This is a genomic window from Sphingomonas corticis (assembly GCF_012035195.1).
Lineage (GTDB): Bacteria > Pseudomonadota > Alphaproteobacteria > Sphingomonadales > Sphingomonadaceae > Sphingomonas > Sphingomonas corticis.
Genome location: NZ_JAAVJH010000004.1, coordinates 277,310 through 301,712, shown reverse-complemented (window position 1 = coordinate 301,712; position 24,403 = coordinate 277,310). Strand labels below are relative to the sequence as shown.

The 24,403-nt window shown below is 69.8% G+C and carries 24 protein-coding genes; 18 read left to right on the top strand and 6 right to left on the bottom strand.

Going from position 1 to position 24,403, the window contains the following annotated elements; translation table 11 throughout:
* Window positions 1-9 precede the first annotated feature (9 nt).
* Together HBH26_RS08670 and HBH26_RS08665 are read right to left on the bottom strand one after the other, a co-directional pair.
* Complete coding sequence (locus HBH26_RS08670) at window positions 10-603, bottom strand: DsbA family protein (RefSeq protein ID WP_168134185.1); 594 nt, start codon at window positions 601-603, stop codon at window positions 10-12.
* The gene (locus tag HBH26_RS08665) at window positions 600-1,289 is read right to left on the bottom strand and encodes a glutathione S-transferase N-terminal domain-containing protein (protein ID WP_168134184.1); all 690 of its coding nucleotides are present in this window, start codon (window positions 1,287-1,289) and stop codon (window positions 600-602) included. The genes HBH26_RS08670 and HBH26_RS08665 overlap by 4 nt, the downstream gene beginning before the upstream one ends.
* Before the next feature lie 187 nt (window positions 1,290-1,476).
* On the opposite strand from HBH26_RS08665, the gene HBH26_RS08660 reads away from it, so the two are divergent.
* From HBH26_RS08660 to HBH26_RS08590, 15 genes are all read left to right on the top strand, one after another.
* Window positions 1,477-2,433, top strand: a complete 957-nt coding sequence (locus tag HBH26_RS08660; protein WP_168134183.1) for a C13 family peptidase — start codon at window positions 1,477-1,479, stop codon at window positions 2,431-2,433.
* Window positions 2,434-2,471: 38 nt separating this feature from the next.
* Entirely contained in the window at window positions 2,472-3,044 is a 573-nt protein-coding gene (locus tag HBH26_RS08655; RefSeq protein ID WP_168134182.1) for a ClpP family protease, read from the top strand.
* Between the two features lie 135 nt (window positions 3,045-3,179).
* Window positions 3,180-4,550: a cell envelope integrity protein CreD gene (creD, locus tag HBH26_RS08650; protein ID WP_168134181.1), complete on the top strand. Its 1,371-nt coding sequence runs from the start codon at window positions 3,180-3,182 to the stop codon at window positions 4,548-4,550.
* Window positions 4,551-4,570: 20 nt separating this feature from the next.
* Window positions 4,571-5,353, top strand: a complete 783-nt coding sequence (locus HBH26_RS08645) for a succinate dehydrogenase iron-sulfur subunit (protein ID WP_168134180.1) — start codon at window positions 4,571-4,573, stop codon at window positions 5,351-5,353.
* A 188-nt stretch (window positions 5,354-5,541) separates the two neighbouring features.
* On the top strand, window positions 5,542-5,943 hold the full coding sequence (locus tag HBH26_RS08640; RefSeq protein WP_239024654.1) for a PaaI family thioesterase: 402 nt from the start codon (window positions 5,542-5,544) through the stop codon (window positions 5,941-5,943).
* A gap of 67 nt (window positions 5,944-6,010) precedes the next feature.
* Entirely contained in the window at window positions 6,011-7,102 is a 1,092-nt protein-coding gene (gene zapE, locus HBH26_RS08635) for a cell division protein ZapE (RefSeq protein WP_168134178.1), read from the top strand.
* Between the two features lie 119 nt (window positions 7,103-7,221).
* On the top strand, window positions 7,222-8,184 hold the full coding sequence (gene mdh, locus HBH26_RS08630) for a malate dehydrogenase (protein ID WP_168134177.1): 963 nt from the start codon (window positions 7,222-7,224) through the stop codon (window positions 8,182-8,184).
* A 58-nt stretch (window positions 8,185-8,242) separates the two neighbouring features.
* Window positions 8,243-8,443 (top strand): hypothetical protein, encoded by a 201-nt coding sequence (locus HBH26_RS08625; RefSeq protein WP_168134176.1) that lies wholly within the window; start codon window positions 8,243-8,245, stop codon window positions 8,441-8,443.
* A complete protein-coding gene (gene sucD, locus HBH26_RS08620) occupies window positions 8,440-9,324 on the top strand; it encodes a succinate--CoA ligase subunit alpha (RefSeq protein ID WP_168134175.1) in 885 nt (294 codons plus the stop codon). Before HBH26_RS08625 ends, sucD begins: the two co-directional genes overlap by 4 nt.
* 147 nt (window positions 9,325-9,471) lie before the next feature.
* Entirely contained in the window at window positions 9,472-12,438 is a 2,967-nt protein-coding gene (locus HBH26_RS08615) for a 2-oxoglutarate dehydrogenase E1 component (protein ID WP_168134174.1), read from the top strand.
* Window positions 12,439-12,569: 131 nt separating this feature from the next.
* On the top strand, window positions 12,570-13,829 hold the full coding sequence (gene odhB / locus HBH26_RS08610) for a 2-oxoglutarate dehydrogenase complex dihydrolipoyllysine-residue succinyltransferase (RefSeq protein WP_168134173.1): 1,260 nt from the start codon (window positions 12,570-12,572) through the stop codon (window positions 13,827-13,829).
* A 106-nt stretch (window positions 13,830-13,935) separates the two neighbouring features.
* Complete coding sequence (locus HBH26_RS08605; protein WP_338057302.1) at window positions 13,936-14,226, top strand: GIY-YIG nuclease family protein; 291 nt, start codon at window positions 13,936-13,938, stop codon at window positions 14,224-14,226.
* Window positions 14,227-14,268: 42 nt separating this feature from the next.
* Entirely contained in the window at window positions 14,269-15,666 is a 1,398-nt protein-coding gene (gene lpdA, locus HBH26_RS08600; RefSeq protein ID WP_168134172.1) for a dihydrolipoyl dehydrogenase, read from the top strand.
* Between the two features lie 14 nt (window positions 15,667-15,680).
* Entirely contained in the window at window positions 15,681-16,625 is a 945-nt protein-coding gene (locus HBH26_RS08595; protein ID WP_168134171.1) for an AraC family transcriptional regulator, read from the top strand.
* Window positions 16,615-16,950 carry a GCN5-related N-acetyltransferase gene (locus HBH26_RS08590; protein ID WP_168134170.1) on the top strand — a complete coding sequence of 112 codons (336 nt, stop codon included), beginning with the start codon at window positions 16,615-16,617 and terminating at the stop codon, window positions 16,948-16,950. The genes HBH26_RS08595 and HBH26_RS08590 overlap by 11 nt, the downstream gene beginning before the upstream one ends.
* Here HBH26_RS08590 and HBH26_RS08585 read toward each other — a convergent pair.
* The 3 genes from HBH26_RS08585 to HBH26_RS08575 are packed head-to-tail and all read right to left on the bottom strand — an operon-like array spanning window position 16,895 to window position 19,420.
* A complete protein-coding gene (locus tag HBH26_RS08585) occupies window positions 16,895-18,115 on the bottom strand; it encodes a serine hydrolase domain-containing protein (protein WP_168134169.1) in 1,221 nt (406 codons plus the stop codon). The two genes, HBH26_RS08590 and HBH26_RS08585, sit on opposite strands and share 56 nt — an antisense overlap.
* 49 nt (window positions 18,116-18,164) lie before the next feature.
* Complete coding sequence (locus HBH26_RS08580) at window positions 18,165-18,455, bottom strand: hypothetical protein (RefSeq protein WP_239024653.1); 291 nt, start codon at window positions 18,453-18,455, stop codon at window positions 18,165-18,167.
* Complete coding sequence (locus HBH26_RS08575; RefSeq protein WP_168134271.1) at window positions 18,452-19,420, bottom strand: glycerophosphodiester phosphodiesterase; 969 nt, start codon at window positions 19,418-19,420, stop codon at window positions 18,452-18,454. Before HBH26_RS08575 ends, HBH26_RS08580 begins: the two co-directional genes overlap by 4 nt.
* Before the next feature lie 112 nt (window positions 19,421-19,532).
* On the opposite strand from HBH26_RS08575, the gene HBH26_RS08570 reads away from it, so the two are divergent.
* Genes HBH26_RS08570 through HBH26_RS08560 form a run of 3 tightly spaced genes read left to right on the top strand, consistent with a single transcriptional unit; the run spans window position 19,533 to window position 23,256 of the window.
* Complete coding sequence (locus HBH26_RS08570) at window positions 19,533-20,039, top strand: 2Fe-2S iron-sulfur cluster-binding protein (protein WP_168134168.1); 507 nt, start codon at window positions 19,533-19,535, stop codon at window positions 20,037-20,039.
* Window positions 20,036-21,016, top strand: a complete 981-nt coding sequence (locus tag HBH26_RS08565) for an FAD binding domain-containing protein (RefSeq protein WP_168134167.1) — start codon at window positions 20,036-20,038, stop codon at window positions 21,014-21,016. Before HBH26_RS08570 ends, HBH26_RS08565 begins: the two co-directional genes overlap by 4 nt.
* A complete protein-coding gene (locus HBH26_RS08560; protein WP_168134166.1) occupies window positions 21,013-23,256 on the top strand; it encodes a xanthine dehydrogenase family protein molybdopterin-binding subunit in 2,244 nt (747 codons plus the stop codon). The genes HBH26_RS08565 and HBH26_RS08560 overlap by 4 nt, the downstream gene beginning before the upstream one ends.
* A 92-nt stretch (window positions 23,257-23,348) precedes the next feature.
* Here the strand turns inward: HBH26_RS08560 and alr are convergent, their stop codons facing one another.
* Window positions 23,349-24,380 (bottom strand): alanine racemase, encoded by a 1,032-nt coding sequence (gene alr, locus HBH26_RS08555; protein WP_168134165.1) that lies wholly within the window; start codon window positions 24,378-24,380, stop codon window positions 23,349-23,351.
* Window positions 24,381-24,403 lie beyond the last annotated feature (23 nt).

Genomic DNA, 24,403 nt, shown 5'->3' with positions numbered 1-24,403 from the left:
GCGCGCCTGCTATCGCCGGCTCAGCACCGCCGCGCGCACCAGCGGCAGCCGATCGTTGCCGAAGTACATGTCCGCGCCGACGAACAGAGTGGGCGAACCGAAGCCGCCGCGCGCGATCAGCTCCTCCGTGTTCGCGCGCAGCCGCGCCTTCGCCTCGTCGCGCGCGATCGCGGCGAACATCGCGTCGGCCTCCACCCCTGCCGCCGCCGCCACGTCGCGCAGCACCGCATCCTGCGCGATGTCGCGGTCGTCGGTCCAATAGGCGCGGAACGCCGCGCGCGCGAAGGGCACGCAATCCTGCCCCAGCCAGCAGCAGGCGCGCATCGCCTTCACGCTGTTCACCGGAAAGATCGACGGCGGGAAGCGGATGTCGAGCCCGTACAGCCGCGCCCAGTCGGCGAGGTCCTTCTTCATGTAGCGCGCCTTGGCGGGCACGGGATTCGAGCGCGACTCGTACACGCTGCCGTTCACCGCGTTGAAGACGCCGCCGACCAGGATCGGTCGCCACGCGATCTCCTGGCCCAGCTCGGCCGCGAGCGGCTGCACGCCCTCGAAGCCGAGCCACGTCCAGGGCGAGGACACGTCGAAGAAGAACTCGATCACTTCCGCTCGATCCCCATCATCACCCGCTTCGCGTCCTCGCCGATCTCGTCTGGCCGCGCCATCCGGCCGACCGCGGTGCCCGCCTTCACCGCGGGACGCTGCCGCAGATCGGCGAACCAGCGCGCGACATGGGGAAAGGCGCCCATGTCGATCCCCTGCGCCTTATGCGTGATGATCCACGGGAAACAGGCGATATCGGCGATGGAGAAGGCCGCGCCCGCGACGAAGGCGCCGGTCCGCGCCAGCTGCCGGTCGAGCACCCCGTACAGCCGGTCCGCCTCGCGCGCGTAGCGATCGGTCGCGTAGGCGATCCGGTCCGGCGCGTAGAGGCGGAAATGGCCGTTCTGCCCCAGCATCGGCCCCAGCCCGCCCATCTGCCACATCAGCCACTCGGTCACGTGTACGCGCCCGCGCAGGTCCGCCGGCATCAGCCGCCCCGTCTTCTGCGCGAGATAGAGGAGGATCGCGCCGCTCTCGAACACGCTGACGGCCGCGCCCCCGTCGGCGGGCGCGTGGTCGACGATGGCGGGGATACGGTTGTTGGGGCTGATCGCGAGGAAATCGGGTGCGAACTGCTCGCCCGCGCCAATGTTCACCGGGACGACGTGGTAGGGCAGTCCCAGCTCCTCCAGCGCGATGGTGACCTTCCACCCGTTGGGCGTGGCGGCGAAATGGAGGTCGATCATGCCGGCAACCTAGCCTGTCCTCCCGGGCACGGGGAGGGGGACCAGCGAAGCTGGTGCAAGGAGGCGTGCCGCGAAGGTCACGCGGCGAGGCATTCCCCTGCCCCCCCCCCAACCCCTGGCTTCCCGCCGAGGAGGATTGACGCGCACGCCTTGCCGCCTTCAACCTCCCGTCAAACGGGGGTCGCCAATGAGAAGAGCCGTCACCGCGCTGCTGCTCGCCGTCGCCACGGCGGCGTCGGCGCAGGTCTACCAGCCGCCGCAGCACACCCTGCCTCCGCCGCAGCTGGGCAGCGACCCGCAGGCGGAGGCGGACCGCGGCATCGACGTGGAGCGCGACCGGGCGGCACCGTGGCTGCTGGCGGAGCACCGCCGCCTCGCCGCCGCGCTCGCCGCGCTGAAGCCGCAGCGCAAGGGGACGGTGGACGCCTATGTCGTGGTCGCCGGGCTGGACAGCGACGCGGTATTCGGGCGCGAGGCGCGCGCCGCCGCCGCGGTGCTGGCGCGCCGCTACGACGCGGACGGGCGCACGATCCTGCTGGCGGGCAGCGACGGGGCGGCGGACAGCGCGGCGCCGATGGGCAGCCCCACCAACCTGGCGCTCGCGCTGGCCCGCGTGGCGGAGCTGATGGACGGGGCGGAGGACGTGCTCGTGCTCTACACCACCAGCCACGGCGCGCCCTTCGGCCTCTACTACAACGACGGCGACCAAGGTTACGGTGCGGTGTCGCCGACGCGATTGTGGCAGCAGCTGTCGGCACTGGGCATCCGCAACCGCCTGATCCTCATCAGCGCCTGCTACTCGGGTATCTTCGTGCCGATGCTGTCGTCCGACAGCACGGCGATCGTCACCGCCTCTTCCGCCGATCGCACCTCGTTCGGCTGCCAGGCGGACAACGACTGGACCTTCTTCGGCGACGCGCTGGTGAACCGCGCGCTGCGCCGCCCGGTGCCGCTTGCAGCGGCGGCGGAGGCGGCGCGCGGCGACATCGCGGCGTGGGAACGCCAGGCGAAGCTGAAGCCGTCCGAGCCGCAGGTGGCGATCGGCGCGGAGGCGGCGCGCTGGCTGGCGACGCTGGAGGCGCGGCTGCCGCCCGCCACTCCGGCGACGGGCCGCCCGGCCGCCTCGTTACTCACCGCGAAATAACGCGGGAACAAGCCGCCCCCCGCGCGGTTCGGCGCGGCATGACCGATCCCAACAACGCGCGGAACTACCCGCTGCTCGCCGCCCCGCACATCCAGCTGCACGGCCCCGTCAACGAGATGATGTACGCCGCGTTCAAGGACCAGCTGGCCGGCGCGCCGGCGGACGGGCCGATCGTCGTCTCGCTGACGACGCTGGGCGGCGATCCGGAAATGGCGCGCGCGATGGGCGATTCGATCCGCCTGCTGCGCGACTATACCGGGCGTGAGACGCTGTTCCTGGGCAAGGTGGCCGTCTATTCGGCCGGCGCGACCTTCATGTCCGCCTTCCCCGCCGACAAGCGCTTCCTGACACGCAACACCCGGCTGATGATCCACGAGCGGATCATGAACTCGACCGTTCAGCTCTCCGGCCCGCTCAACACCCTGTCCCCCGTCCTGCTCGCCAAGCTGAACGAGATCGAGGATTCGATCCGCATCCAGGACGAGGGCTTCGCCGACCTGGTGCGCGGCACCAACGTGGCACTGAGCGAGCTGAAGGCGAAGGCGCCGAGCAATTGGTACATCGAGGCGGAGGAGGCGCGCGACCTGGGGCTGGTGCTGGACGTGATCTGACGGGCGGCTCCCGACAAGGCAGGGCGAGGGCACGATCGTCATGCCGCGCTGGTCCCGGCATGACGGGGCCGGCGGACGGTGGACGCACCCGGCGCCACTCCGTAGAAACGGGTGACACCAGCGCCGGGAGCCACCGTGACCACCGACACCCGCAGCCCCGGTCGAAAGCTGGCCGTCGCGATCCTCGTCGCCGCGCTGCTCGCGATCCCGCTGTTCGCCACCTACCTGCTCGTCTACGATCGCCAGTCGCAGTCGGACACCGCGCGCGCGGGCATCGCGCAGGGGTGGGGCGGGCCGCAGATCCTGGCGGGACCGGTGCTCGTCATCCCCTATCAGGACCAGGCGACGGAGACGGTCACGGAGGGCGGCCGTCCCGTTACCCGCGCGCGCACGGTATGGAAGGAACTGACGCTGGCGCCGCAGGTCGCGGACATCCGCACCGCGCTGGCGCCGCAGACGCGCAGCCGCTCGATCTACGAGGCGGTGCTGTACGAGGCGGCGGTGACGGGGCAGGCGCGCTTCGCGCTTCCCGCCGACATCGCGCGCTACGGCGTTACCGCGGACCGGCTGGCGCTCGACCGGGCCGAGCTGCGCTTCGGCCTGCGCGACGCGCGCGGGCTGTTCGGGCGCCCGCCCTCGGTGACGGTGGACGGCGCCGCGCTGGCGCTCCAGCCCGGCAAGGGACCGGCGGAAACGGGCGGGTCGGGCTTCCACACCTTCGTCGATGCCGCAACCCTGCGCACCCGCGCCATCGCCGCCACGTTCCGCTTCGATTTCCGCGGCAACGGCTGGCTCGGCCTCGTGCCGCAGGCGGGGGACACGCGCTGGTGGGTCACGTCACGCTGGCCGCATCCCAGCTTCCAGGGCGGCTTCCTGCCCGTATCGCACCGCATCGGCGAGGGCTTCACCGCGACGTGGCGGATCGGCAATCTGGCGCTCGGCCGCGCGCTGGTGGCGACCGGCGATCCCGGCGGCACCGCGCAGGTCGGCACGCCGGACCGCTTCGCCACCGCTGTCCCGCCGGGCGAGCAGGAGGCGCGCGTCAGCCTCGTGTCGCCGGTCGATCTCTACGCGCAGGTCAACCGCAGCGTGAAATACGGCTTCCTCTTCATCGGCTTCACCTTCGCCGCCTTCCTGATGTTCGACTTGATCGCGGGGGTGCGCGTCGCGGCGGCGGAATATCTGCTGGTGGGCGCGGGGCTGGTCCTGTTCTTCGTCCTGCTGCTCGCGCTCGCCGAGGTGATCGGCTTCGCCGCCGCCTACATCCTGGCCAGCCTCGCCATCATCGCGCTCAACGCCGCCTATTCCGCCGCGGTGCTCGGATCGTGGCGACGCGGCGGATTCGTCGCTGCGCTCCTTGGCGCGCTCTACGGCGTTCTCTATATCCTCTTGAGCCTGGAGGCCTACGCGCTACTGATCGGTGCCGGGCTTCTGTTTGCGGCGCTGGCCGCGATCATGTACCTGACCCGCAACATCGACTGGGGCGGCGCGCGCGCCACCTCCTGACCGCACCGAGACGCAGACCCATGGCCGAGTTCGCCCTCCCGAAGAACAGCAGGATCAAGCAGGGGCAGCGCCACGCCTCGCCCCAGCCCGGCGGCGCGATGCGGTCGTTCCGCATCTACCGCTACGATCCCGACACGGGCGAGAACCCGCGCTTCGACACGTTCGACGTCAACCTGGACGAATGCGGGCCGATGGTCCTCGACGCCCTCATCAAGATCAAGGGCGAGCAGGACGCCAGCCTCACCTTCCGCCGTTCCTGTCGCGAGGGGATCTGCGGCTCCTGTTCGATGAACATCGACGGCAAGAACGGCCTCGCCTGCACCACCGCGATCGAGGACGTGAAGGGCGAGGTGACGATCACCCCGCTGCCGTCGATGGACGTCATCAAGGACCTGGTGCCGGACTTCACGCGCTTCTACGCGCAATATGCCTCGATCAAGCCGTGGCTTCAGACGGTGACGCCCGCGCCCTCGGGCAAGGAGCGCCTGCAGTCGCCGGAGGACCGGCAGAAGCTGGACGGCCTCTACGAGTGCATCCTGTGCGCCTGCTGCTCCACCTCCTGCCCCAGCTACTGGTGGAACAGCGACAAGTTCCTGGGCCCCGCCATCCTGCTCCAGGCCTATCGCTTCCTGGCCGACAGCCGCGACGAGATGACGGGCGAGCGGCTCGATGCGCTGGAGGATCCGTTCCGCCTGTACCGCTGTCACACGATCATGAACTGCGCCAACGCCTGTCCGAAGGGCCTGTCCCCCGCCAAGGCGATCGCGGAGATCAAGAAGATGGAAGTCGAGCGGATCGTCTGAGGTCCTTCGAGACGGGCCTTCGACTTCGCTCAGTCCCTCCTCAGGACGAACGGAGGTCTGCGTGTTTCCGTTCGTCCTGAGGAGCCGCTGAGCCTGTCGAAGCGGCGTCTCGAAGGACGCTGATGCCTGGATCGCCTGCCACCCCGCCCCCCTTCTCCTACGAGGAACATCCCGACCATCCAGGCTGGATGAGCTGGGAATTTCGCGATGACACCCGCTTCAACGCCTTTCTCGGCGAGATCATCGTGCGCGTGGAGGACGGGCAGGCGCGCGTCCGGATGGTGCCGGGGCACCGCCATTCCAATTTCGGCGACAACGTCCACGGCGGCGCGCTGCTCGGCTTCATCGACGTGGCGCTGTTCGCCGCGATGCGCAGCTTCGGCCTGATGACCGCAGGCCCCGCGGTGACGCTGGACCTCAACACCCACTTCATCGGCGCGGGCAAGGTGGGCGAGCCGCTGGAGGCCCGGATCGAGCTGCTGCGCGAGACGCAGCGGCTGCTGTTCCTGCGCGGGCTGCTGGTGCAGGACGCGGGCGTGGTGTGCGAGTTCTCCGGCACGATCAGGAAGCCGTCGGCGCCGCGCAGCTGACCCGTCATGCCGGGCGTGTCCCGGCATCCACCGTGCCGCGAAGCGGCGCCTCTCGTTCCGGTGACGAATGCCCGATGTCCTTGCCGCCTACGACCAGCTGATCGCCGCGGGCGAGCTGCGCGCCGATCCGGAACAGGCGGCCGCGGCGCGGCGCCTCGACGCGCTCGCGACCGAGCTGGAGCATCCGCGCACGACCGGCTTCTTCCGCCGCCGCGCGGTGCCGGCGAAGGGCGTCTATCTGTGGGGCGGCGTGGGTCGCGGCAAGTCGATGCTGATGGACCTGTTCTTCGCGCACGTCGACGTGGCGGCGAAGCGACGCGTGCACTTCGGCGAGTTCATGCTGGAGGTTCACGGCCGCATCGCGATGGAGCGGCGCAAGGAACAGGGCGATCCGATCCCCCCTGTCGCCGCGGCGCTCGCACAGGAGGCGCGGCTGCTCGCCTTCGACGAGATGATGGTGACGAACTCGCCCGACGCGATGATCCTCAGCCGGCTGTTCACCGCATTGATCGAGGCCGGCGTCACCGTCGTCACCACCAGTAACCGCGCGCCCGACGACCTCTATCGCAACGGCCTGAACAGGGAGCATTTCCTGCCCTTCATCGCGCTGGTGAAGGCGCGGCTCGACGTCCTCGCGCTGAACGGCCCGGTCGATTACCGTCGCGACCGGCTGGGGCAGCAGGACACCTGGCTGGTGCCCAACGGCTCCGCGGCGACCGCGCAACTGTCCGCCGCCTTCTTCCGCCTGACCGACTATCCGCCCGAGGATCGCGCGCACGTGCCCAGCGAGGAGCTGACCGTGCAGGGCCGCGCGCTGCACGTGCCCAAGGCGCTGAAGGGCGTGGCCGTCTTCTCCTTCAAGCGGCTGTGCGGCGAAGCGCGGGGGACCGCGGACTATCTCGCCATCGCGCGCCGTTACCACACCGTCATCCTGGTCGGCGTTCCCGTCCTGGGGCCGGACAACCGCAACGAGGCGGCGCGCTTCGTGTCGCTGATCGACGCGCTGTACGAGCACAAGGTGAAGCTGCTGGCCGCCGCCGACGCGCAGCCGGACGCGCTGTACCCACGCGGCGACGGCGCATTCGAGTTCCAGCGGACTGTCAGCCGGCTGGAAGAGATGCGGTCCGAAGCCTACCTGGTGCAGGGACATGGAGCTTAATGCACTTGCGAAACATTTGCATTTAAACTGTCCGCTTCGACGATTATCGGGTTGCCCCGCTGCGCCAAAGAGCGTAGGCGGCCTTTCCATTCGACGTCCACGATAGAAGAGGGGATGGAATGGCCCGCAAGAAGATCGCGCTGATCGGCGCCGGCAACATCGGCGGCACGCTCGCGCATTTGGCCGCGCTGAAGGGCCTCGGCGACATCGTCCTCTTCGACGTGGTCGAGGGCGTGCCGCAGGGCAAGGCGCTGGACCTCAGCCAGTGCGGACCGGTGGAGGGCTTCGATGCCTCGATCAAGGGCTCGAACGACTATAAGGACATCGCCGGCGCCGACGTCATCATCGTGACGGCGGGCGTGGCGCGCAAGCCGGGCATGAGCCGCGACGACCTGCTCGGCATCAACCTGAAGGTCATGAAGGCGGTCGGAGAGGGCATCCGCGACAACGCCCCCGACGCCTTCGTCATCTGCATCACCAACCCGCTCGACGCGATGGTGTGGGCGCTGCGCGAGTTCAGCGGGCTGCCGACGCACAAGGTCGTCGGCATGGCCGGCGTGCTCGATTCGGCGCGCTTCAGCCACTTCCTGGCGGAGGAGTTCGGCGTCAGCGTGAAGGACGTGAACACCTTCGTGCTGGGTGGCCACGGCGACACCATGGTGCCGGTGCTGGAATATTCCACCGTCAGCGGCATCCCCGTCAGCGACCTGATCGCGATGGGCTTCTCCACGAAGGAGAAGGTCGACGACATCGTGAAGCGCACCCGCGGCGGCGGCGGCGAGATCGTCGCGCTGCTGAAGACCGGCTCGGCCTATTACGCGCCCGCGACCAGCGGCATCGCGATGGCCGAGGCCTATCTCTACGACCAGAAGCGCATCCTGCCCGCCGCGGCGCACCTGTCCGGCCAGTACGGGATCGACGACCTCTACGTCGGCGTGCCCGTGGTGATCGGCGCGGGCGGCGTGGAGAAGGTGGTCGAGGTATCGCTGTCCGACGAGGCGAAGGGCAACCTCCAGGTCTCGGTCGACGCGGTCAAGGAACTGCTGGTCGCCTGCAAGGGGATCGATAGCAGCTTGAATTGATGTGCTTGATCTCGGCTTCTTCGCCCTGTGCGGCCTCGTAGGGATGATACCTACGATCGTGGCGCTGATGCTGAAGCGACCGGGCATTGGAGCTTGGCTGGCAGGTGGATGGTCCGCTTTGTCAGTTCTGCTCCTTCAGGCAATAGGTTTAGGGCCACACGGGTTCATTCTCTTCGCGTTCATCCCCTTTTGGGGCGGCAACGTCGCCGCTTTGATCTGGGCTCTGATCCGCTTTAACAAGGAACGTGGCGTCGTATGAGCATCCTCGTCAATGCGAACACCAAGGTCATCACCCAGGGGATGACCGGCAACACGGGCAGCTTCCACACGCAGGCGGCGCTCGACTACGGCACGCAGATGGTCGCGGGCGTCACCCCCGGGAAGGGCGGGGGCACGCACCTTGGACTGCCGCTGTTCGACACCGTCGCCGAGGCGGTGACGAAGACCGGCGCGGACGCCTCGGTCGTGTACGTGCCGCCGCCCTTCGCCGCGGATTCGATCCTCGAGGCGATCGACGCCGAGGTGCCGCTGATCGTGTGCATCACCGAGGGCATTCCGGTGCTCGACATGGTCCGCGTGAAGCGCGCGCTCAGCGGCTCCAGGTCGCGGCTGATCGGCCCGAACTGCCCGGGCGTGCTGACGCCGGGCGAGTGCAAGATCGGCATCATGCCGGGCAACATCTTCAAGAAGGGCTCGGTCGGCGTGGTCAGCCGCTCGGGCACGCTGACCTACGAGGCGGTGTTCCAGACGTCGAACGCGGGGCTGGGCCAGACCACCGCGGTCGGCATCGGCGGCGACCCCGTTAACGGCACCAATTTCATCGACGTGCTGGAATTGTTCCTGGCCGACGACGCGACCGAATCGATCATCATGATCGGCGAGATCGGCGGCAGCGCCGAAGAGGAAGCGGCGCAGTTCCTGCGGGACGAGGCAAAGCGCGGGCGAAGCAAGCCGATGGCCGGCTTCATCGCGGGCCGCACGGCGCCCCCGGGTCGTCGCATGGGTCATGCCGGCGCGATCGTCTCCGGCGGCCAGGGCGGCGCCGAGGACAAGATCGCGGCCATGGAGGCCGCCGGCATCAAGGTGGCGGCATCGCCGTCCGAGCTTGGCTCGACGCTGCTGGAAGTGTTGAACAAGTAAATCCCTCTTCCCTCGGGAGAGGGAGGGAGCAGCCGGAGGCTGCGGAAGGGTGAGGGCGACGGGGCCGCCTCACCCTCATCCTCCCACCGCCTTCAAGGCGGCGGGCCCCTCCTTCTCCCGGCGGGAGAAGGGAAAAGAGGTGGTAAGATGGGCTACGAAGGCCAGGATTTCTCGGATGTCGCCGGCAGCGTCTCGCCGGCCTTCATCGACGCGCTCTACGCGCGCTACAAGGCGTCGCCCGACAGCGTCGAGCCGCAGTGGCGGCAGATGTTCGAGGGGCTGGAGAGCGCCGGCCGCGGCCCGTCGTGGATCAACGAGCGCTGGCCGCTCAGCACCACCGACGACCTGACCGCCGCGCTCGACCCCACGCAGATGGAGCCCGCGCCGAAGCCGCAGAAGGGCAAGCCCGCCCCGGCCGCCGCCGCGCCCGCCCCGTCGCAGGCGGACATCATCAAGGCCGCGGGCGACGCGATCCGCGTGCAGCTGCTGATCCGCACCTATCGCGTTCGCGGGCACCTGGCCGCCAATCTCGACCCACTGGGCCTGTCCGGCCTGCGCGAGCTGCCCGCCGACCTCACCACCGAATACCACGGCTTCTCCGACGCCGACATCGACCGTCCGGTCTATCTCGGCGGCACGCTGGGCATGGAATGGGCGACGGTGCGCGAGGTCGTCGACACGCTGCGCGCCAATTACTGCGGCAACGTCGGCCTGGAATATATGCACATCGCCGACGTGGAGGAGCGCCGCTTTCTCCAGGACCGGATGGAGGGCAAGGACAAGGGCGTCGATTTCACCCCGCAGGGCAAGAAGGCGATCCTGAACAAGGTCGTCGAGGCCGAGCAGTGGGAGAAGTTCCTCGGCCGCAAGTACGTCGGCACGAAGCGCTTCGGCCTCGACGGCGGCGAATCGATGATCCCGGCGCTGGAAAGCGTCATCAAGTACGGCGGCGCGGCGGGGATCAACGAGATCGTCTTCGGCATGGCCCACCGCGGCCGGCTGAACGTGCTGGCCAACGTGATGGCGAAGCCGCTGCGGGTCATCTTCCACGAATTCGCCGGCGGCAGCGCCAATCCCGACGACATCGGCGGCTCGGGCGACGTGAAGTATCACCTCGGCACCAGCACCGATCGCGAGTTCGACGGGCACAAGGTGCATATGTCGCTGGTCGCCAACCCCAGCCACCTGGAGGCGGCGGACCCCGTCGTGCTCGGCAAGGTGCGCGCCATTCAGACGATCGCGGGCGACCTGGCCGATCATTGCAAGTCGCTGCCCGTCCTGATCCACGGCGACGCCGCCTTCGCCGGGCAGGGGATCGTTTGGGAGTGCTTCGGCTTCTCCGGCATCCGCGGCTACAACACGGGTGGCTGCGTCCACTTCGTCATCAACAACCAGATCGGTTTCACGACGAGCCCGCAGTTCGCGCGCTCCTCGCCCTATCCGTCGGACGTGGCGAAGGGGGTGCAGGCGCCGATCTTCCACGTCAACGGCGACGATCCCGAGGCGGTGACCTTCGCCACGAAGATCGCGATCGAGTATCGCCAGGCATTCCACCGCGACGTCGTGATCGACATGTGGTGCTATCGCCGCTTCGGCCACAACGAGGGCGACGAGCCCGGCTTCACCCAGCCGCTGATGTACAAGGCGATCCGCCAGCACCCGCCGGTCAGCGAGATCTACGGCAAGCGCCTGATCGAGCAGAAGGTGATCGACCAGGCCTGGATCGACGACAACGTGAAGCAGTTCACGACGCTGCTGGAAGGCGAGTTCGAGGCCGGCGCCAGCTACAAGCCCAACAAGGCGGATTGGTTTGCGGGCCGCTGGTCGGGCCTCTCCGCGCCCAAGGACCCCGAGGCGACGCGCCGTAATGCGGACACCGGGGTCGAGCCCAAGCTGTTCGACGCGATCGGCCGCACGCTGACGAGGGTGCCGGACGACCTGGCGATTCACAAGACGCTGGCGCGCGTGCTGGACGCCAAGCGGCAGATGTTCGCGACCGGCGAGAACTTCGACTGGGCGACCGGCGAGGCGCTCGCCTTCGGCACGCTGCTGTCGGAGGGCTATGGCGTTCGGCTGTCGGGTCAGGATTCCGGCCGCGGCACCTTCTCGCAGCGTCATGCGGTGTGGGTCGACCAGAACGACGAGCACAAGTACGTGCCGCTGTGGAACGTCGAGCACGGGCATTTCGAGGTGCTGGACAGCCCCTTGAGCGAATATGGCGTGCTCGGTTTCGAGTACGGCTACGCGCTTGCCGATCCGAAGACGCTGGTATTGTGGGAGGCGCAGTTCGGCGACTTCGTGAACGGCGCGCAGATCATGATCGACCAGTTCATCGCCAGCGGCGAGGCGAAGTGGCTGCGCGCCAACGGCCTGGTCATGCTGCTGCCCCACGGCTACGAGGGCCAGGGGCCGGAGCACAGCTCGGCACGGCCGGAGCGCTTCCTGCAATTGTGCGCGGGCGACAATATGCAGGTCGCCAACTGCACCACGCCGGCCAATTACTTCCACCTGCTGCGCCGGCAGATGCACAGGAGTTTCCGCAAGCCGCTGATCGTGATGACGCCCAAGTCGCTGCTTCGGCACAAGGCGGCGGTGTCGAGCGCGGCCGATTTCCAGGGCGACACCCACTTCCGCCGCATCCTGTCCGATCCGAACGGCGCGGCGGATGCGCAGACGACGCGGCTGGTGCTGTGCACCGGCAAGGTCGCCTACGACCTGATGGAGGCGCGCGACGCGGCGGGCGACGAGGGCACGCAGATCGTCCGCGTGGAGCAGCTGTACCCCTTCCCCACCGAGGCGCTGGCGCGGCGGATCGCCGCCATGCCCGCGCTGGAGGACGTGGTGTGGGCGCAGGAGGAACCGCGCAACAACGGCTATTGGTTCTTCGTCGAGCCGCTGATCGAGGAGGCGCTGGGCATCGCCGGCGCGTCGGTGAAGCGCCCGCGCTACGCCGGCCGCGCCGCCGCCGCCTCCCCGGCGACCGGCCTGATGAAGCGCCACCAGGCCGAGCAGGGCGCGCTGATCGCCGATGCGCTGGGCCACAGCGTGCGCCAGGAGATCCGTCGCACGCGCGAGGCGGAGACGGTGAAGAAGGCCGGCAAGGCCGCAAGTTGATTGGCACCTTCCCTCCACCCCGGCGAAGGCCGGGGTCCAGTTGGGAAGGCGATCGTTGTTGAGCGGCGTGCTCCATCGCAGCGTCGCGTAACTGGACCCCGGCGTGCGCCGGGGTGGTAAGGACGACAGGAATGGCAACCGAAGTTCTGGTCCCCACGCTGGGCGAATCGATCACCGAGGCGACGCTCGGCGAGTGGCTGAAGCAGCCGGGCGACGCCGTCGCCGCGGACGAGCCGATCGCGAGCCTGGAGACCGACAAGGTCTCCGTCGAGGTCCCCTCCCCCGTCGCCGGCGTCATGGGGGCGCACGCGGTCAGCGTGGGCGACACCGTGCAGGTCGGCGCGATGATCGCCACCGTCGATGCCGGTGGCAGCGCCCCCGCGCAGGCGGCCGCGCCGCAGCCCGCCGTGACGGAAGCGGCCAGGGACGAGGCGCCCGCGCCCGCCGCCGGCGGCTACGGCAATCACGGCGCCACCCCGGTGGACAGCGACGCCCCCGCCGCGCTCTCGCCCTCGGTCCGCCGCGCGGTGCTGGAGCACGGCGTCGACCCCGCCACGATCAAGGGCACGGGCAAGGACGGCCGCATCACCAAGGAGGACGTCGCCGCCGCCGCCTCCAGCAAGCCCGCCACTGCCCCGGCCGCAGCGCCGGCGCCCGCGCCGCAGACCCCCTCCGTCGCCGCTTCCACCGGTCGCAAGGAGGAGCGCGTGCGCATGACGCGCCTGCGGCAGACCATCGCCAAGCGGCTGAAGGACGCGCAGAACACCGCCGCGATGCTGACGACGTTCAACGACGTCGACATGACCGCGGTGATCGAGGCGCGCGCCAAGTACAAGGACCTGTTCGAGAAGAAGCACGGCGTGCGCCTGGGCTTCATGGGCTTTTTCGTGAAGGCCGCCTGCATGGCGCTGAAGGACATTCCTTCGGTCAACGCCAGCATCGAGGGCGACGAGATCGTCTACCACGACTACGTCGACGTCTCCGTGGCGGTGTCGGCGCCCAACGGCCTGGTCGTTCCCGTCATCCGCGACGCGCAGGACCTGACGGTAGCGGGGATCGAGAAGACGATCGGCGACTTCGGCAAGCGCGCCAAGGACGGCACGCTGAAGATGGACGAGATGAAGGGCGGCACCTTCACCATCTCCAACGGCGGCGTGTTCGGATCGCTGATGTCCACGCCGATCATCAATCCGCCGCAGTCCGCGGTGCTGGGCCTGCACCGCATCGAGGACCGGCCGGTGGTGCGCGACGGACAGGTCGTGGTGAAGCCGATGATGTATCTCGCGCTCAGCTACGACCACCGACTGATCGACGGCCGCGAGGCGGTGACGTTCCTCGTCGCGCTGAAGAATGCGATCGAGGATCCGACGCGGATTTTAATCGATTTGTAGAGGTTTCGTTGTGCTCCGGCGCAGGCCGGAGCGCTGGAGAAGGCGCGATGACTGTGGACCTTGTCGTGCCATCTCCTAGGCTCGAGCGCACCGACGAGGCGGCGCTGTGAAAGCCGGCTGCGTCTACCTGATGGCAAATCACCGCCGAGGGCAGACGTATCTTGGGGTGACGAGCGACCTTCCCCGCCGTGCCTGGCAGCATCGCAACGGGGTGATCGGCGGGCATTCGCGCAACAAGAGTTGCACACTGCTCGTCTGGTGCGAATATTTCGACGATCTCCAGGACGCGCGCGCCTGCGAGTACCGGATGAAAAAGTGGAAGCGCGCGTGGAAGTTACGCCTGATCGAGGAGCGAAACCCCGACTGGCGCGACCTCTTCGCCGACGTTTGTGCGTGAGGCCAACGCTCCGGCCTGCGCCGGAGCACGGAAGGGTTAGTGATGGCAGACGGCAATTTCGATTATGACGTCCTCGTGATCGGCGCCGGCCCCGGCGGCTACGTCGCCGCGATCCGCGCGGCGCAGCTGGGGCTGAAGACCGCCTGCGCGGAGAGCCGCGAGACGCTGGGCGGGACCTGTCTCAACGTCGGCTGCATTCCGTCGAAGGCGATGCTCCACGCGTCCGAACTGTACGACCACGCCGCCAACGGCGCGATGGCGAAGCTGGGTATCAGGACGACGGTCGAGCTCGACCTCGACACGATGCACGGCCAGCGCCGCGACGCGGTCAAGCAGCTGACCGGCGGGATCGAGTTCCTGTTCAAGAAGAATAAGGTGACGTGGCTGAAGGGCCGCGCCAGCTTCGAGGACGCGCACACCGTGAGCGTCGGCGACCAGAAGGTGACGGCGAAGAACGTCGTGATCGCCACCGGCTCCTCGGTCACGCCCCTCCCCGGCGTCGAGATCGACCAGAAGGTGGTGGTGGACAGCACCGGCGCGCTGGAGCTGGCCAAGGTGCCCCGGCACATGGTCGTCATCGGCGGGGGCGTGATCGGGCTGGAGCTGGGCAGCGTATGGCGCCGGCTGGGCGCGAAGGTGACCTGTGTCGAATATCTCGACCAGATCCTTCCCGGTTTCGACGGCGACATCCGCAAGGAGGCGAACAAGGTCTTCAAGAAGCAGGGCATCGAGTTCAGGCTCGGCACCAAGGTGTCGGGCGTGGCGGTGAACGGCGAGACGGCGACGCTGACCCTTGAGCCGGCGAACGGCGGCGAGGCGACGACGCTGGATGCCGATGTGGTGCTGGTGTCGATCGGCCGCCGCGCCAACACCGACGGGCTCGGGCTCGACAGGATCGGCCTGTCACCCAACCAGCGCGGGCAGATCGAGACCGACCACGACTTCCGCACCCCGGTGGATGGCGTGTGGGCGATCGGCGACGTCATTCCCGGCCCGATGCTGGCGCACAAGGCGGAGGACGAGGGCATCGCCGTCGCCGAGAACATCGCCGGCCAGCACGGCATCGTGAACCACGACGTGATCCCCTCGGTCGTCTACACCTGGCCCGAGGTGGCCGGCGTCGGCTTGACGGAGGAGCAGGCCAAGGAGAAGGGCGAGATCAAGGTCGGCAGGTTCCCGATGATGGCCAACAGCCGCGCGAAGACCAATCACGAGCCCGACGGCTTCGTGAAGGTGATCGCCGACGCGAAGAGCGACCGCGTGCTGGGCGTCTGGTGCATCGCGACGGTCGCCGGCACGATGATCGCGCAGGCGGCGCAGGCGATGGAATTCGGCGCCACCAGCGAGGACATCGCCTACACCTGCCACGCCCATCCGACCCATTCCGAGGCGATCAAGGAAGCGGCGATGGCGGTGACGGGGAAGCCGATCCACATCTGAGGCGTTGCGCGGCGATGGATCGTTTCGCGTTCGTCGCCGCCACCTCTCCCCTGGACGCGCCCGACATGCCGGCGGGCACCCGTGTCCGCTATTTCGCGCCGGCGCCCGCGCTCGCCCCGTTCGCGACGGGCTACAATTGCTACGGCGCGGTGGCGGAGGCGCCGCGCGCCGACCCGTTCCTGCCGATGATGGCCATGGTGAACGTCCTGATCGACGCGGGGCCGGTGGCCGTTACGATCGGGCGGCATCGCTTCGATCCCGTCCCGCAGGTGGCGCTGTACGGATCGATGACGCGGCCGATCCACGCGCAGACGCGCGGCGGGTTGATGATCGGCGCGGGGATCAGTCCGCTCGGCTGGGGACGGCTGGCGTCGCGGCGTTCCGCGGCGGATTTCCACAACCGCGTGGTGCCGGTGGGCGCGATGTTCGGCACGGGCTGGGGCGAACGCCTGGCCGCCGCGCTGGCCGGCGCGGGCACGGACATGGAGATCCCCGCGATCCTCGACCGCCACCTGGCGCCGCTCTTCGGCACGCCGCACCCGCAGGAGGCGCTGATCGCGGCGTTCGGCGCCATCGTGGTGGAGGACGGCGCGCCCGACATCGCCACCGCCGCGGAGCGGCTCGGCATCTCCACCGCGGCGCTGCGCCGGCTGTCGCTGCGCTTCTTCGGCCTTCCGCCCAAGCCGCTGCTGCGGCGCGCCCGCTTCCTGCGCTCCTTCCTGCGCGAAACCGGGCTGGACGGGGCGGGGCGAACGGGGGAGATCGACAGGAGCTACTTCGACCGCTCGCACTATCTGCGCGATGCCAACGACTTCCTGGGAACCACGCCGCGGCGCTTCCTCAGCGCGCCGGCGGACTTCCTGCGCGGCAGCGCGGTCGCGCGGCTGCGCACGCTGGGCATCCCGTTCCAGGCGCTCCAGCACGTCGATCCCGCCTCGCCCGCCATCCATGAAGGCTGATCCGCCCGCGCCGGACGATCGCAACGCGCTGGAGCGGGAGTGGCTGGCGTTGACGCGCGAGACGCTGCCGGCGCTCGCCGCCGCCCGCCGCTGGCCGGTATCGGCGGACCATTGCTTCCAGCGCATCCTGCTGGACCATGCGGTGGGCGGACGGTGGTACGATCACGTGCCGGGCCGCCCCGCCTATCGACATATCGACGCCGCCGCGCTCGCCCGCGCGGTGGCGCTGGGGACGGCAGTGGCGGCGGGCGTGGCGGATCTTCACGCGCTCAACGCGCGCTCGCTCGCCTGGCGCCGCGCATCAGCCGCTCCTCGGCCGGGCTGAACGCGCTGCGCCGCCCGCGCGCGCCATCGGCCACGGCGGTGGCGAAGAAGGCGACGCCGGTTCCCGCGGCGCGATCGATCCACAGACCGGACCGCAGGCCGTAGGCGTCGCCCGCGTGGCCCACCCGCGCACGGCCGTCGCCGACCGGATCGTCGCGGCACCCCGCCCGCGCGGTCGCCAGCGTCTGCACCGCCAGCGCGTAGCGGCAGAAGAAGCCGCCGTCCCCGCCCTCCCCCGTCACCCCGTTCGTGCCGTCGTACGTCCACACCGGGGTCGTCAGCACCGCCACCGAAGCGGGCGAGAGGAAGCCGTCGCCGTCGTTCAGCAGCACGCGTCCGAGCGTCGCCAGATCTCGCATGGAGATGCGCAGCCCGCCCTGCGGCGAGAAGAGCGCGCCGTTCTCTCCCGGGCGGTAGCGCGACAGGTCACACGCGCTTCCCGGCGGCGCGTTGACCGGACAGGCGGGCGGGCGGCCGCGCAGGTCGTCGGTCGCGACCGCGCCGTCGTCGCGGTACAGCACCACCGCGCGCGCGGCGCGATCCGGCGCACAGGCGGCCCAGTTGAAGCAGGCGTCCAGCTTCAGCGGATCGATGACCCATCGCGCCATCGCGCGATCGAACCGCTCGCCCGTCGCTCGCTCGATCACCGACGCGACGACGGGGAAGTTGAGGTTGGTGTAGCGGAAGAAGGTGCCCGACGCGTGGCTCGCGTCCCACGCCCGCGGGTCGGCCAGCCGCGCGCGCAGCGTGTCGCCGAGCGGGATCGCATAGTCGGCGGCGTCGGTCAGGCCCGAGCGATGCGACAGCAGCAGCCGCAGCGTCACCGGCACGTCGGGAAAGCCGGGGTGCCGCAGGCGCCAGCCGAGCGCCGTCGCGACGTCGGCGTCGAGGTCGAGCCGCCCCGCCTCCACCAGCCGCATCACGCCCATCGCGACGACCAGCTTGGAGATGCTGGCGATCCGCACCGGATCGTCCGCCGTCACCCGCCGCCCGCTGCGGCGGTCGGCGAGCCCGCGCGCCTCCACCTTCGTGACGGCGTTGCGGTCGAAGGCGACGCGCACCTCCGCCGTGCGCGGGGCGCAGGCGGTGAGGAGGGTGGCGAGAAGGACTATCCTCCCCAGTACGGCGCGGCAGGTCGGATCGTCCCCCGGACGATCCTCGGACATGCGGGGCATGTTCGACCTGCCGCGCCGTGCCGGGGAGGATAACGGCGGCTCACCTTGCATCGCGCCAGCCCGGCGCGCGATAGCCGTCGTAGGGCGCGCAGCGCTCGCGATCCTTGCGGCACGTCTTCTCCCACGCGCGGCGCTCCTTCGCTTCACGCTCCTCCGCCTTGCGTTGCTGACGCACCCACTTCTCGTCGCGTTCCCTCTCGCTGGTGGTCACGCCGTCGACGACGGCAGCGCCGGCCTTCACCGGCAGGGTCGCCACGTTCCACGCGGTCTTCGCCACGCAGCCCGCGGTCGCCCAGGCGAGCACCGACACGATCACCACCTTGCGCATCATTGGCTCCCCTCGCCGCGCGCCGCCACCCCCGCGGCTGGAAAATCCGTGAAGAAGCCGTCGATCCCCTGCGCCAGTGCGGCGCGGATCTCGCCGGTCGCGTCGCCATGCGCCGCCTTGTCCGTTCCGCGGCGGAAGGCCGCGCGCAGGAAGACGTTCTCCGCGCGGTAGGTCCATGGGTGGACGCGCAGCCCCGCGGCGTGCGCATCCGCCACCAGCGGCGTCGCGGCATCGCCGTTCCACAGCATCGCCTTGTCCGGCCCGATGCCCCAGGCGTAGCGCGCCACCGCGCGCAGGCCGGCCGGCGTCGTCATCGCCGCATAGCTCGCCGCCGCGCCGTCGGCCGGCGCGCCTTGCGCGGCGACCAGCTGGATCAGCCGCAGCTTCGTCATGCCGGCGAGCCGCTTCAGGTTCGCCACCTCAAACGACTGGATGAAGACCGGCGCCCCGGCGTCCTTCCAGCCGGCGCGATGCAGCTCGGCGACCAGCGGAGCGTCGGTGCCTAGACCGATCGAGGCGAAGTAGGTCGGGTGCTTCGTTTCCGGATAGATCGCGACCCCGGCCTCCTTGGCCAACGCGATCACCTCCGCGAGCGTGGGGATCGTCTCCTGCCCGTCATAGGCGGTGTTGCCGGGGCGCAGCTGCGGCAGCCGCTCCCTCGCGCGCAGCGTCTTCAGTTCGGCCAGCGTGAAATCCTCGGTGAACCAGCCGGTCTCGTCCTGCCCGTCGATCCGCTTGGTCGTCCTGCGGCCGGCGAACTCGGCGTGGTCGGCGACGTCGGTGGTGCCCGATATCTCGTTCTCGTGTCGCGCCACCAGCACGCCGTCCTTGGTCGGCACCAGGTCGGGCTCGATCACGTCGGCTCCCTCCTCGATGGCAAGGCGATAGGCGGCGACCGTGTGCTCGGGCCGTTCCCCGCTGGCGCCGCGGTGCGCGATGACGATGGGACGGGAGAGCGGCTCGGCCATCGCCGCACCCTGCCCCGCCGCCGCCGCCAAGACCAGCGCGCAGATGAGAAACGTTCGCACGGAAACCCTCCGCAGGACAGGCGTTTGCCCCAGGTTATCAGGAAGGCGCCCCATGCATTTCACCATCAATGGCCAACGGTACGAGGCAGACGTCGATATCCGGACGTCGCTGCTTGACCTCGCGCGCGAGCACCTCGGCCTCACCGGCAGCAAGAAGGGCTGCGACCACGGCCAGTGCGGCGCTTGCACGATGCTGGTGAACGGACGCCGGATCAACGCCTGCCTCACGCTTGCCGTGATGCATCAGGATGACGAGATCGTGACGATCGAGGGGTTGGGCTCGGTCGAGAACCTGCACCCGATGCAGGACGCCTTCGTCCGCCACGATGGATACCAGTGCGGCTATTGCACGCCGGGGCAGATCTGCTCCGCGGTGGGCATGCTGGACGAGGTGGCGAAGGGCTGGCCCAGCCACGTCACCGGCGACCTGACCGACGTGTCCCTCGACGATGCGGAGATCAGCGAGCGGATGAGCGGCAACATCTGCCGCTGCGCCGCCTATCCGAACATCGTCGACGCGATCCGGGAAGTCGCCGCGAAGGAAGAGGTTTCGGCATGAAGCCCTTCGACTATGCGCGTGCCGATACGGTGGAGGCGGCGGTCGCGGGCGGCGGCCGGTTCATCGCCGGCGGCACCAACCTGCTCGACCTGATGAAGCTCCAGGTGGAGACGCCGGAGAAGCTGGTCGACATCAGCCGGCTGGACCTGAACCGGATCGAGGAGCGCGACGACGGCGGCCTGACGATCGGCGCCCTGGTGCCCAACAGCGATCTCGCCGCCGACCCGCGCGTGATCGAGCGGTACGAGGTGCTGAGCCGCGCGCTGCTGGCGGGCGCCAGCGGACAGCTTCGCAACAAGGCGACGACCGGCGGCAACCTCCTCCAACGCACGCGCTGCTATTACTTCTACGACACCGCCGCCGCCTGCAACAAGCGCGAGCCGGGATCGGGCTGCGACGCGATCGGCGGGTTCAACCGTATTCACGCCATCCTGGGCACCAGCGAGCAGTGCATCGCGACTCACCCCGGCGACATGCCGGTGGCGATGCGGGCGCTGGACGCGACCATCGTCACGCAGAAGGCCGACGGCGACAAGCGGCGCGTGCCGATCGGCGACTTCTACCGGCTGCCCGGCGACACCCCGCAGATCGAGAACGTGCTGGAGCCGGGCGAGCTCATCACGCATGTCGAGCTGCCCGCCCCCGTCGCCAACGCGAGGCACCTGTACCGCAAGGTGCGCGACCGGGCCTCCTACGCCTTCGCGCTCGTTTCCGTCGCCGGCGTCGTCGCCGTGGAGGACGGCCGCATCGCCCATGCCGCGCTCGCCTTCGGCGGTCTCGCCCATCTGCCCTGGCGCAATCCCGCGGTCGAGCAGGCGCTGGTCGGCCAGCAGCCCGGCACCGCCGCGTTCGAGGCCGCCGCCGACGCGCTGGTCGAGGGTGCGCGCGGCTTCGGCCACAACAACTTCAAGATCCCGCTGGTGCGCCGCACGTTGATCGCGTCGCTCCGCGACCTGACGGGGGAGGCGAGCGCATGAGCCTGCTGGACATCTTCTCCTCCGGCGACACCAGGTCGCTGACGATGGACGAACCCCACCCCTCCAGCCTGCTCGACAGCGGCGCGCAGGGCGTGATCGGCAAGCCGCTGCCGCGCGTCGAAGGACCGCTGAAGGTGGCGGGAAAGGCGACCTATGCCGCGGAATATCCCGCGGAGAACCTCGCCTACGGCGTGCTGGTCCGCTCCACGGTAAGCGCGGGGCGGATCGCCGCGATCCACGCCGACGAGGTGCAGGCGCTGCCCGGCGTCATCGCGGTCGTCACTGACTATGACACCTTCCTGCGCAACGCCGCGCAGGGCGGCGACACCGACGCGCCGGTGCAAGGCGTCGAGGAAATCCAGTATCACGGCGAGATCATCGCCGTCGTAGTCGCCGAGACCTTCGAGATCGCGCGCGACGCCGCGGCCCGGCTGCGTGTCGACTACGAACCCGGCGAGGGGCGCTACGATTTCGAGCGATACCGCAACGAGGCCGAACGCCCGCCCGACAGCCAGGTCGAGGCGCACAGCCAGCAGGGCGATCCCGATGGCGCCTTCGCCGCCGCGGCGGTGAAGGTGAGCGCGGTCTATACCACCCCCTCGCAGAACAGCGCCGCGATGGAGCCGCACGCCTCGATCGCGGAGTGGAAGGAGGACGGAACGCTCCTCCTCCACGGCGCCTATCAGATGGTGGCGAGCGACCAGCAGCAGCTGGCCGACGCGCTGGGGCTGAAGGCCGACCAGGTGCGGATCATCTCGCGCTACGTCGGCGGCGGGTTCGGATCGAAGCTGGGCATCGCGCCGGAAAGCGTCGCGGCGGCGATCGCTGCCAAGCAGCTCGGCCGACCGGTCAAGATCGTGATGGCGCGCCAGCAGGTGTTCGACGCCACCGTGCGGCGCTCGAACACCGAGCAGCACCTGAAGCTCGGCGCCGACGCCGATGGCAGGATCGTGGCGCTGATCCACGATTCGCTCGTGTCGAACCTGCCCGACGAGGATTTCTTCGAACCGGTCGGCATCGGCACGCACTTCGCCTATGCCGGCGAGAACCGCCGCATCAACCACGACGTGGTGCGATTGAACCGGACGCTGTCGGGCTCGATGCGCGCGCCCGGCGAGGCGGTGGGGCAGATGGCGCTGGAGGCCGCGCTGGACGAGCTGGCCGAGGCGACCGGCGTCGACCCCATCGAGCTGCGGCGCCGCAACGAGCCGCCGCAGGATCCGGAAAAGCAGATCCCCTTCAGCAGCCGGGCGCTGGTGCCCTGCATGGAGAAGGGCGCGGCGCTGTTCGGCTGGGCGGATCGCAAGGCGCCCGGCAGCGACCGGCGCGGCGAGTGGCTGCACGGCATCGGCATGGCCGCCGCGGTGCGATCGAACATGCTGCAGAAATCGGCGGCGCAAGTGACGCTGACGACGGACGGCCGCGCCATCGTCGAGACCGACATGACCGACATCGGCACCGGCACATACACGATCCTGGCGCAGATCGCGGGCGAGACGCTGGGCCTGCCGCTCGACCGCGTGATCGTCCACCTGGGCGACGGCAAGGCGCCGCCCGCCGCCGGCTCGGGCGGATCGTGGGGCGCGGCCTCGTCCGGCTCCTCGGTCTATCTCGCCTGCGAGCTGGTGCGCGAGCGACTGGCGAAGAAGATGGGCGTCGATCCGGCGGCGATGACGCTGAAGGACGGCCGCGCCATCGCCGAGAACCGCGCGGTGGACCTCACCGACCTCGTCGACGAGAATATCGTCGTGACCGGACAGATCGCGCCGGGAAAGCAGGAGAAGCTGCACACGCAGGCGAGCTACGGCGCGCATTTCTGCGCGGTGAAGGTGAACGCGGTGACGGGCGAGGTGCGGGTGGAGCGGATGCTGGGCGTGTTCGCCGCGGGCCGCGTGCTGAACGAGCAGACGGCGCGCTCGCAATGCCTGGGCGGCATGACCTTCGGCATCGGCGCCGCGCTGACCGAGGAACTGGTCCACGACCCGCGCAACGGCAAGATCGTGAACCGCGACATGGCCGAATATCACCTGCCGGTGAATGCCGACGTGCCGCAGCTGGAAGTGCATTTCCTGCCGGAGCGCGACATCAACGCGAACCCGATCCACGCCAAGGGCATCGGCGAGCTCGGCATTTCCGGCGCGGGCGCGGCAGTGGCGAACGCGATCTACAACGCCACCGGCGTGCGCGTGCGCGACTATCCGATCACCTGCGACAAGCTGCTGGCCGGGTTGCCGGACTGATCGGACCAGCCTTCATCCTCCGTTCGTGCTGCGCCCAATCGAAGGCCGGGCCCCTGCGCTTCGACTTCGCTCGGCACGAACGGGGGTGACGGCTAGGCCCAAACCCGCTCGAACCGTGCGCCCAGCCCGGTGAGCAGCTCGTACTGGCTCATGCCCGATGCCGCCGCCGCGCGGGGCAGGTCGGCGTCGAAGCGCACGCGGTCGCCCTCGCCTACGTCGGCGTTGCCGAGATCGAGCGCGACGAGGTCCATCGACACGCGCCCGATGACCGGCAGCGCCGCGTCGCCCGCGAAGGCGCGCCCGCGGTCGGAGAAGCCGCGCCAATAACCGTCGGCATAGCCCAGGTTCACGATCCCCACCCACGTGTCCGCCGGCGCGGTCCAGGTGGCGTTGTACCCCACCGTCGCCCCGGCAGGCACGCGGCGGCGCTGGAGCACCTCCGCCTCGATCGTCGCGACGGGGCGCATCGGCAGGCCGGGCGCGGGAACGCCGCCGTAGAGCGCCAGCCCGGGCCGCGTCAGGTCGAAGGCATAGTCCGTGCCCAGCGCGATGCCGGCGGAATTGGCGAGACTCATCCGCCGCGCCGCCGTCGCCCCGCGCAGCGCGGCGAAGGCGTCGCGCTGGCGCGGGTTCATCGCGCTCTCCTCGTCCGCGCAGGCGAGGTGGCTCATCAGCGTCTCGATGACCAGACCGTCAAGCAGCCCCGCGGCGATGTCCGCGGGTGCGATGCCCAGCCGGTTCATGCCGGTGTCGACCATCACGTCGCACGCGCCCCCGCCCGCCTCGCGCCAGCGCGCCACCTGCGCCGGGGTGTTCAGCACCGGCCGCACCCCGGCCAGCCCGACGTGCGCCATGTCGCCCTCGCGCACGCCGTGCAGCACCGACACGCTCACGCCCGGCGCGGCGAGCGCGCGCGCCTCCGCCCAGGTCGCGACGAAGAAGTCGCGGCACCCCGTCGCGCGCAGCCGCGCCACCACCTCGCGCGCGCCCAGGCCGTAGCCGTCCGCCTTCACCGCCGCACCGCACGCCGCCCCCCCGTTCCCATCGCCGCTCATCCGCGCCAGCGTGCGCCAGTTGGCGACGAGCGCGTCGGTGGACAGCAGCAGGCGGGAAGGCGCGGTCATGCCGCGGCGGTTAGCGGCTCGCG

Bases quoted from the DNA above. Each gene is read 5' to 3' on its own strand.
- odhB (WP_168134173.1), top strand. From the start codon at position 12,570: ATGGCAACCGAAGTTCTGGTCCCCACGCTGGGCGAATCGATCACCGAG.
- HBH26_RS08575 (WP_168134271.1), bottom strand. From the start codon at position 19,420: ATGGCCGAGCCGCTCTCCCGTCCCATCGTCATCGCGCACCGCGGCGCC.
- HBH26_RS08660 (WP_168134183.1), top strand. From the start codon at position 1,477: ATGAGAAGAGCCGTCACCGCGCTGCTGCTCGCCGTCGCCACGGCGGCG.
- HBH26_RS08655 (WP_168134182.1), top strand. From the start codon at position 2,472: ATGACCGATCCCAACAACGCGCGGAACTACCCGCTGCTCGCCGCCCCG.
- HBH26_RS08615 (WP_168134174.1), top strand. From the start codon at position 9,472: ATGGGCTACGAAGGCCAGGATTTCTCGGATGTCGCCGGCAGCGTCTCG.
- lpdA (WP_168134172.1), top strand. From the start codon at position 14,269: ATGGCAGACGGCAATTTCGATTATGACGTCCTCGTGATCGGCGCCGGC.
- HBH26_RS08585 (WP_168134169.1), bottom strand. From the start codon at position 18,115: ATGTCCGAGGATCGTCCGGGGGACGATCCGACCTGCCGCGCCGTACTG.
- HBH26_RS08665 (WP_168134184.1), bottom strand. From the start codon at position 1,289: ATGATCGACCTCCATTTCGCCGCCACGCCCAACGGGTGGAAGGTCACC.
- HBH26_RS08645 (WP_168134180.1), top strand. From the start codon at position 4,571: ATGGCCGAGTTCGCCCTCCCGAAGAACAGCAGGATCAAGCAGGGGCAG.
- HBH26_RS08570 (WP_168134168.1), top strand. From the start codon at position 19,533: ATGCATTTCACCATCAATGGCCAACGGTACGAGGCAGACGTCGATATC.
- HBH26_RS08590 (WP_168134170.1), top strand. From the start codon at position 16,615: ATGAAGGCTGATCCGCCCGCGCCGGACGATCGCAACGCGCTGGAGCGG.
- mdh (WP_168134177.1), top strand. From the start codon at position 7,222: ATGGCCCGCAAGAAGATCGCGCTGATCGGCGCCGGCAACATCGGCGGC.
- HBH26_RS08595 (WP_168134171.1), top strand. From the start codon at position 15,681: ATGGATCGTTTCGCGTTCGTCGCCGCCACCTCTCCCCTGGACGCGCCC.
- HBH26_RS08580 (WP_239024653.1), bottom strand. From the start codon at position 18,455: ATGATGCGCAAGGTGGTGATCGTGTCGGTGCTCGCCTGGGCGACCGCG.
- alr (WP_168134165.1), bottom strand. From the start codon at position 24,380: ATGACCGCGCCTTCCCGCCTGCTGCTGTCCACCGACGCGCTCGTCGCC.
- zapE (WP_168134178.1), top strand. From the start codon at position 6,011: ATGCCCGATGTCCTTGCCGCCTACGACCAGCTGATCGCCGCGGGCGAG.
- HBH26_RS08565 (WP_168134167.1), top strand. From the start codon at position 20,036: ATGAAGCCCTTCGACTATGCGCGTGCCGATACGGTGGAGGCGGCGGTC.
- HBH26_RS08640 (WP_239024654.1), top strand. From the start codon at position 5,542: ATGAGCTGGGAATTTCGCGATGACACCCGCTTCAACGCCTTTCTCGGC.
- sucD (WP_168134175.1), top strand. From the start codon at position 8,440: ATGAGCATCCTCGTCAATGCGAACACCAAGGTCATCACCCAGGGGATG.
- HBH26_RS08560 (WP_168134166.1), top strand. From the start codon at position 21,013: ATGAGCCTGCTGGACATCTTCTCCTCCGGCGACACCAGGTCGCTGACG.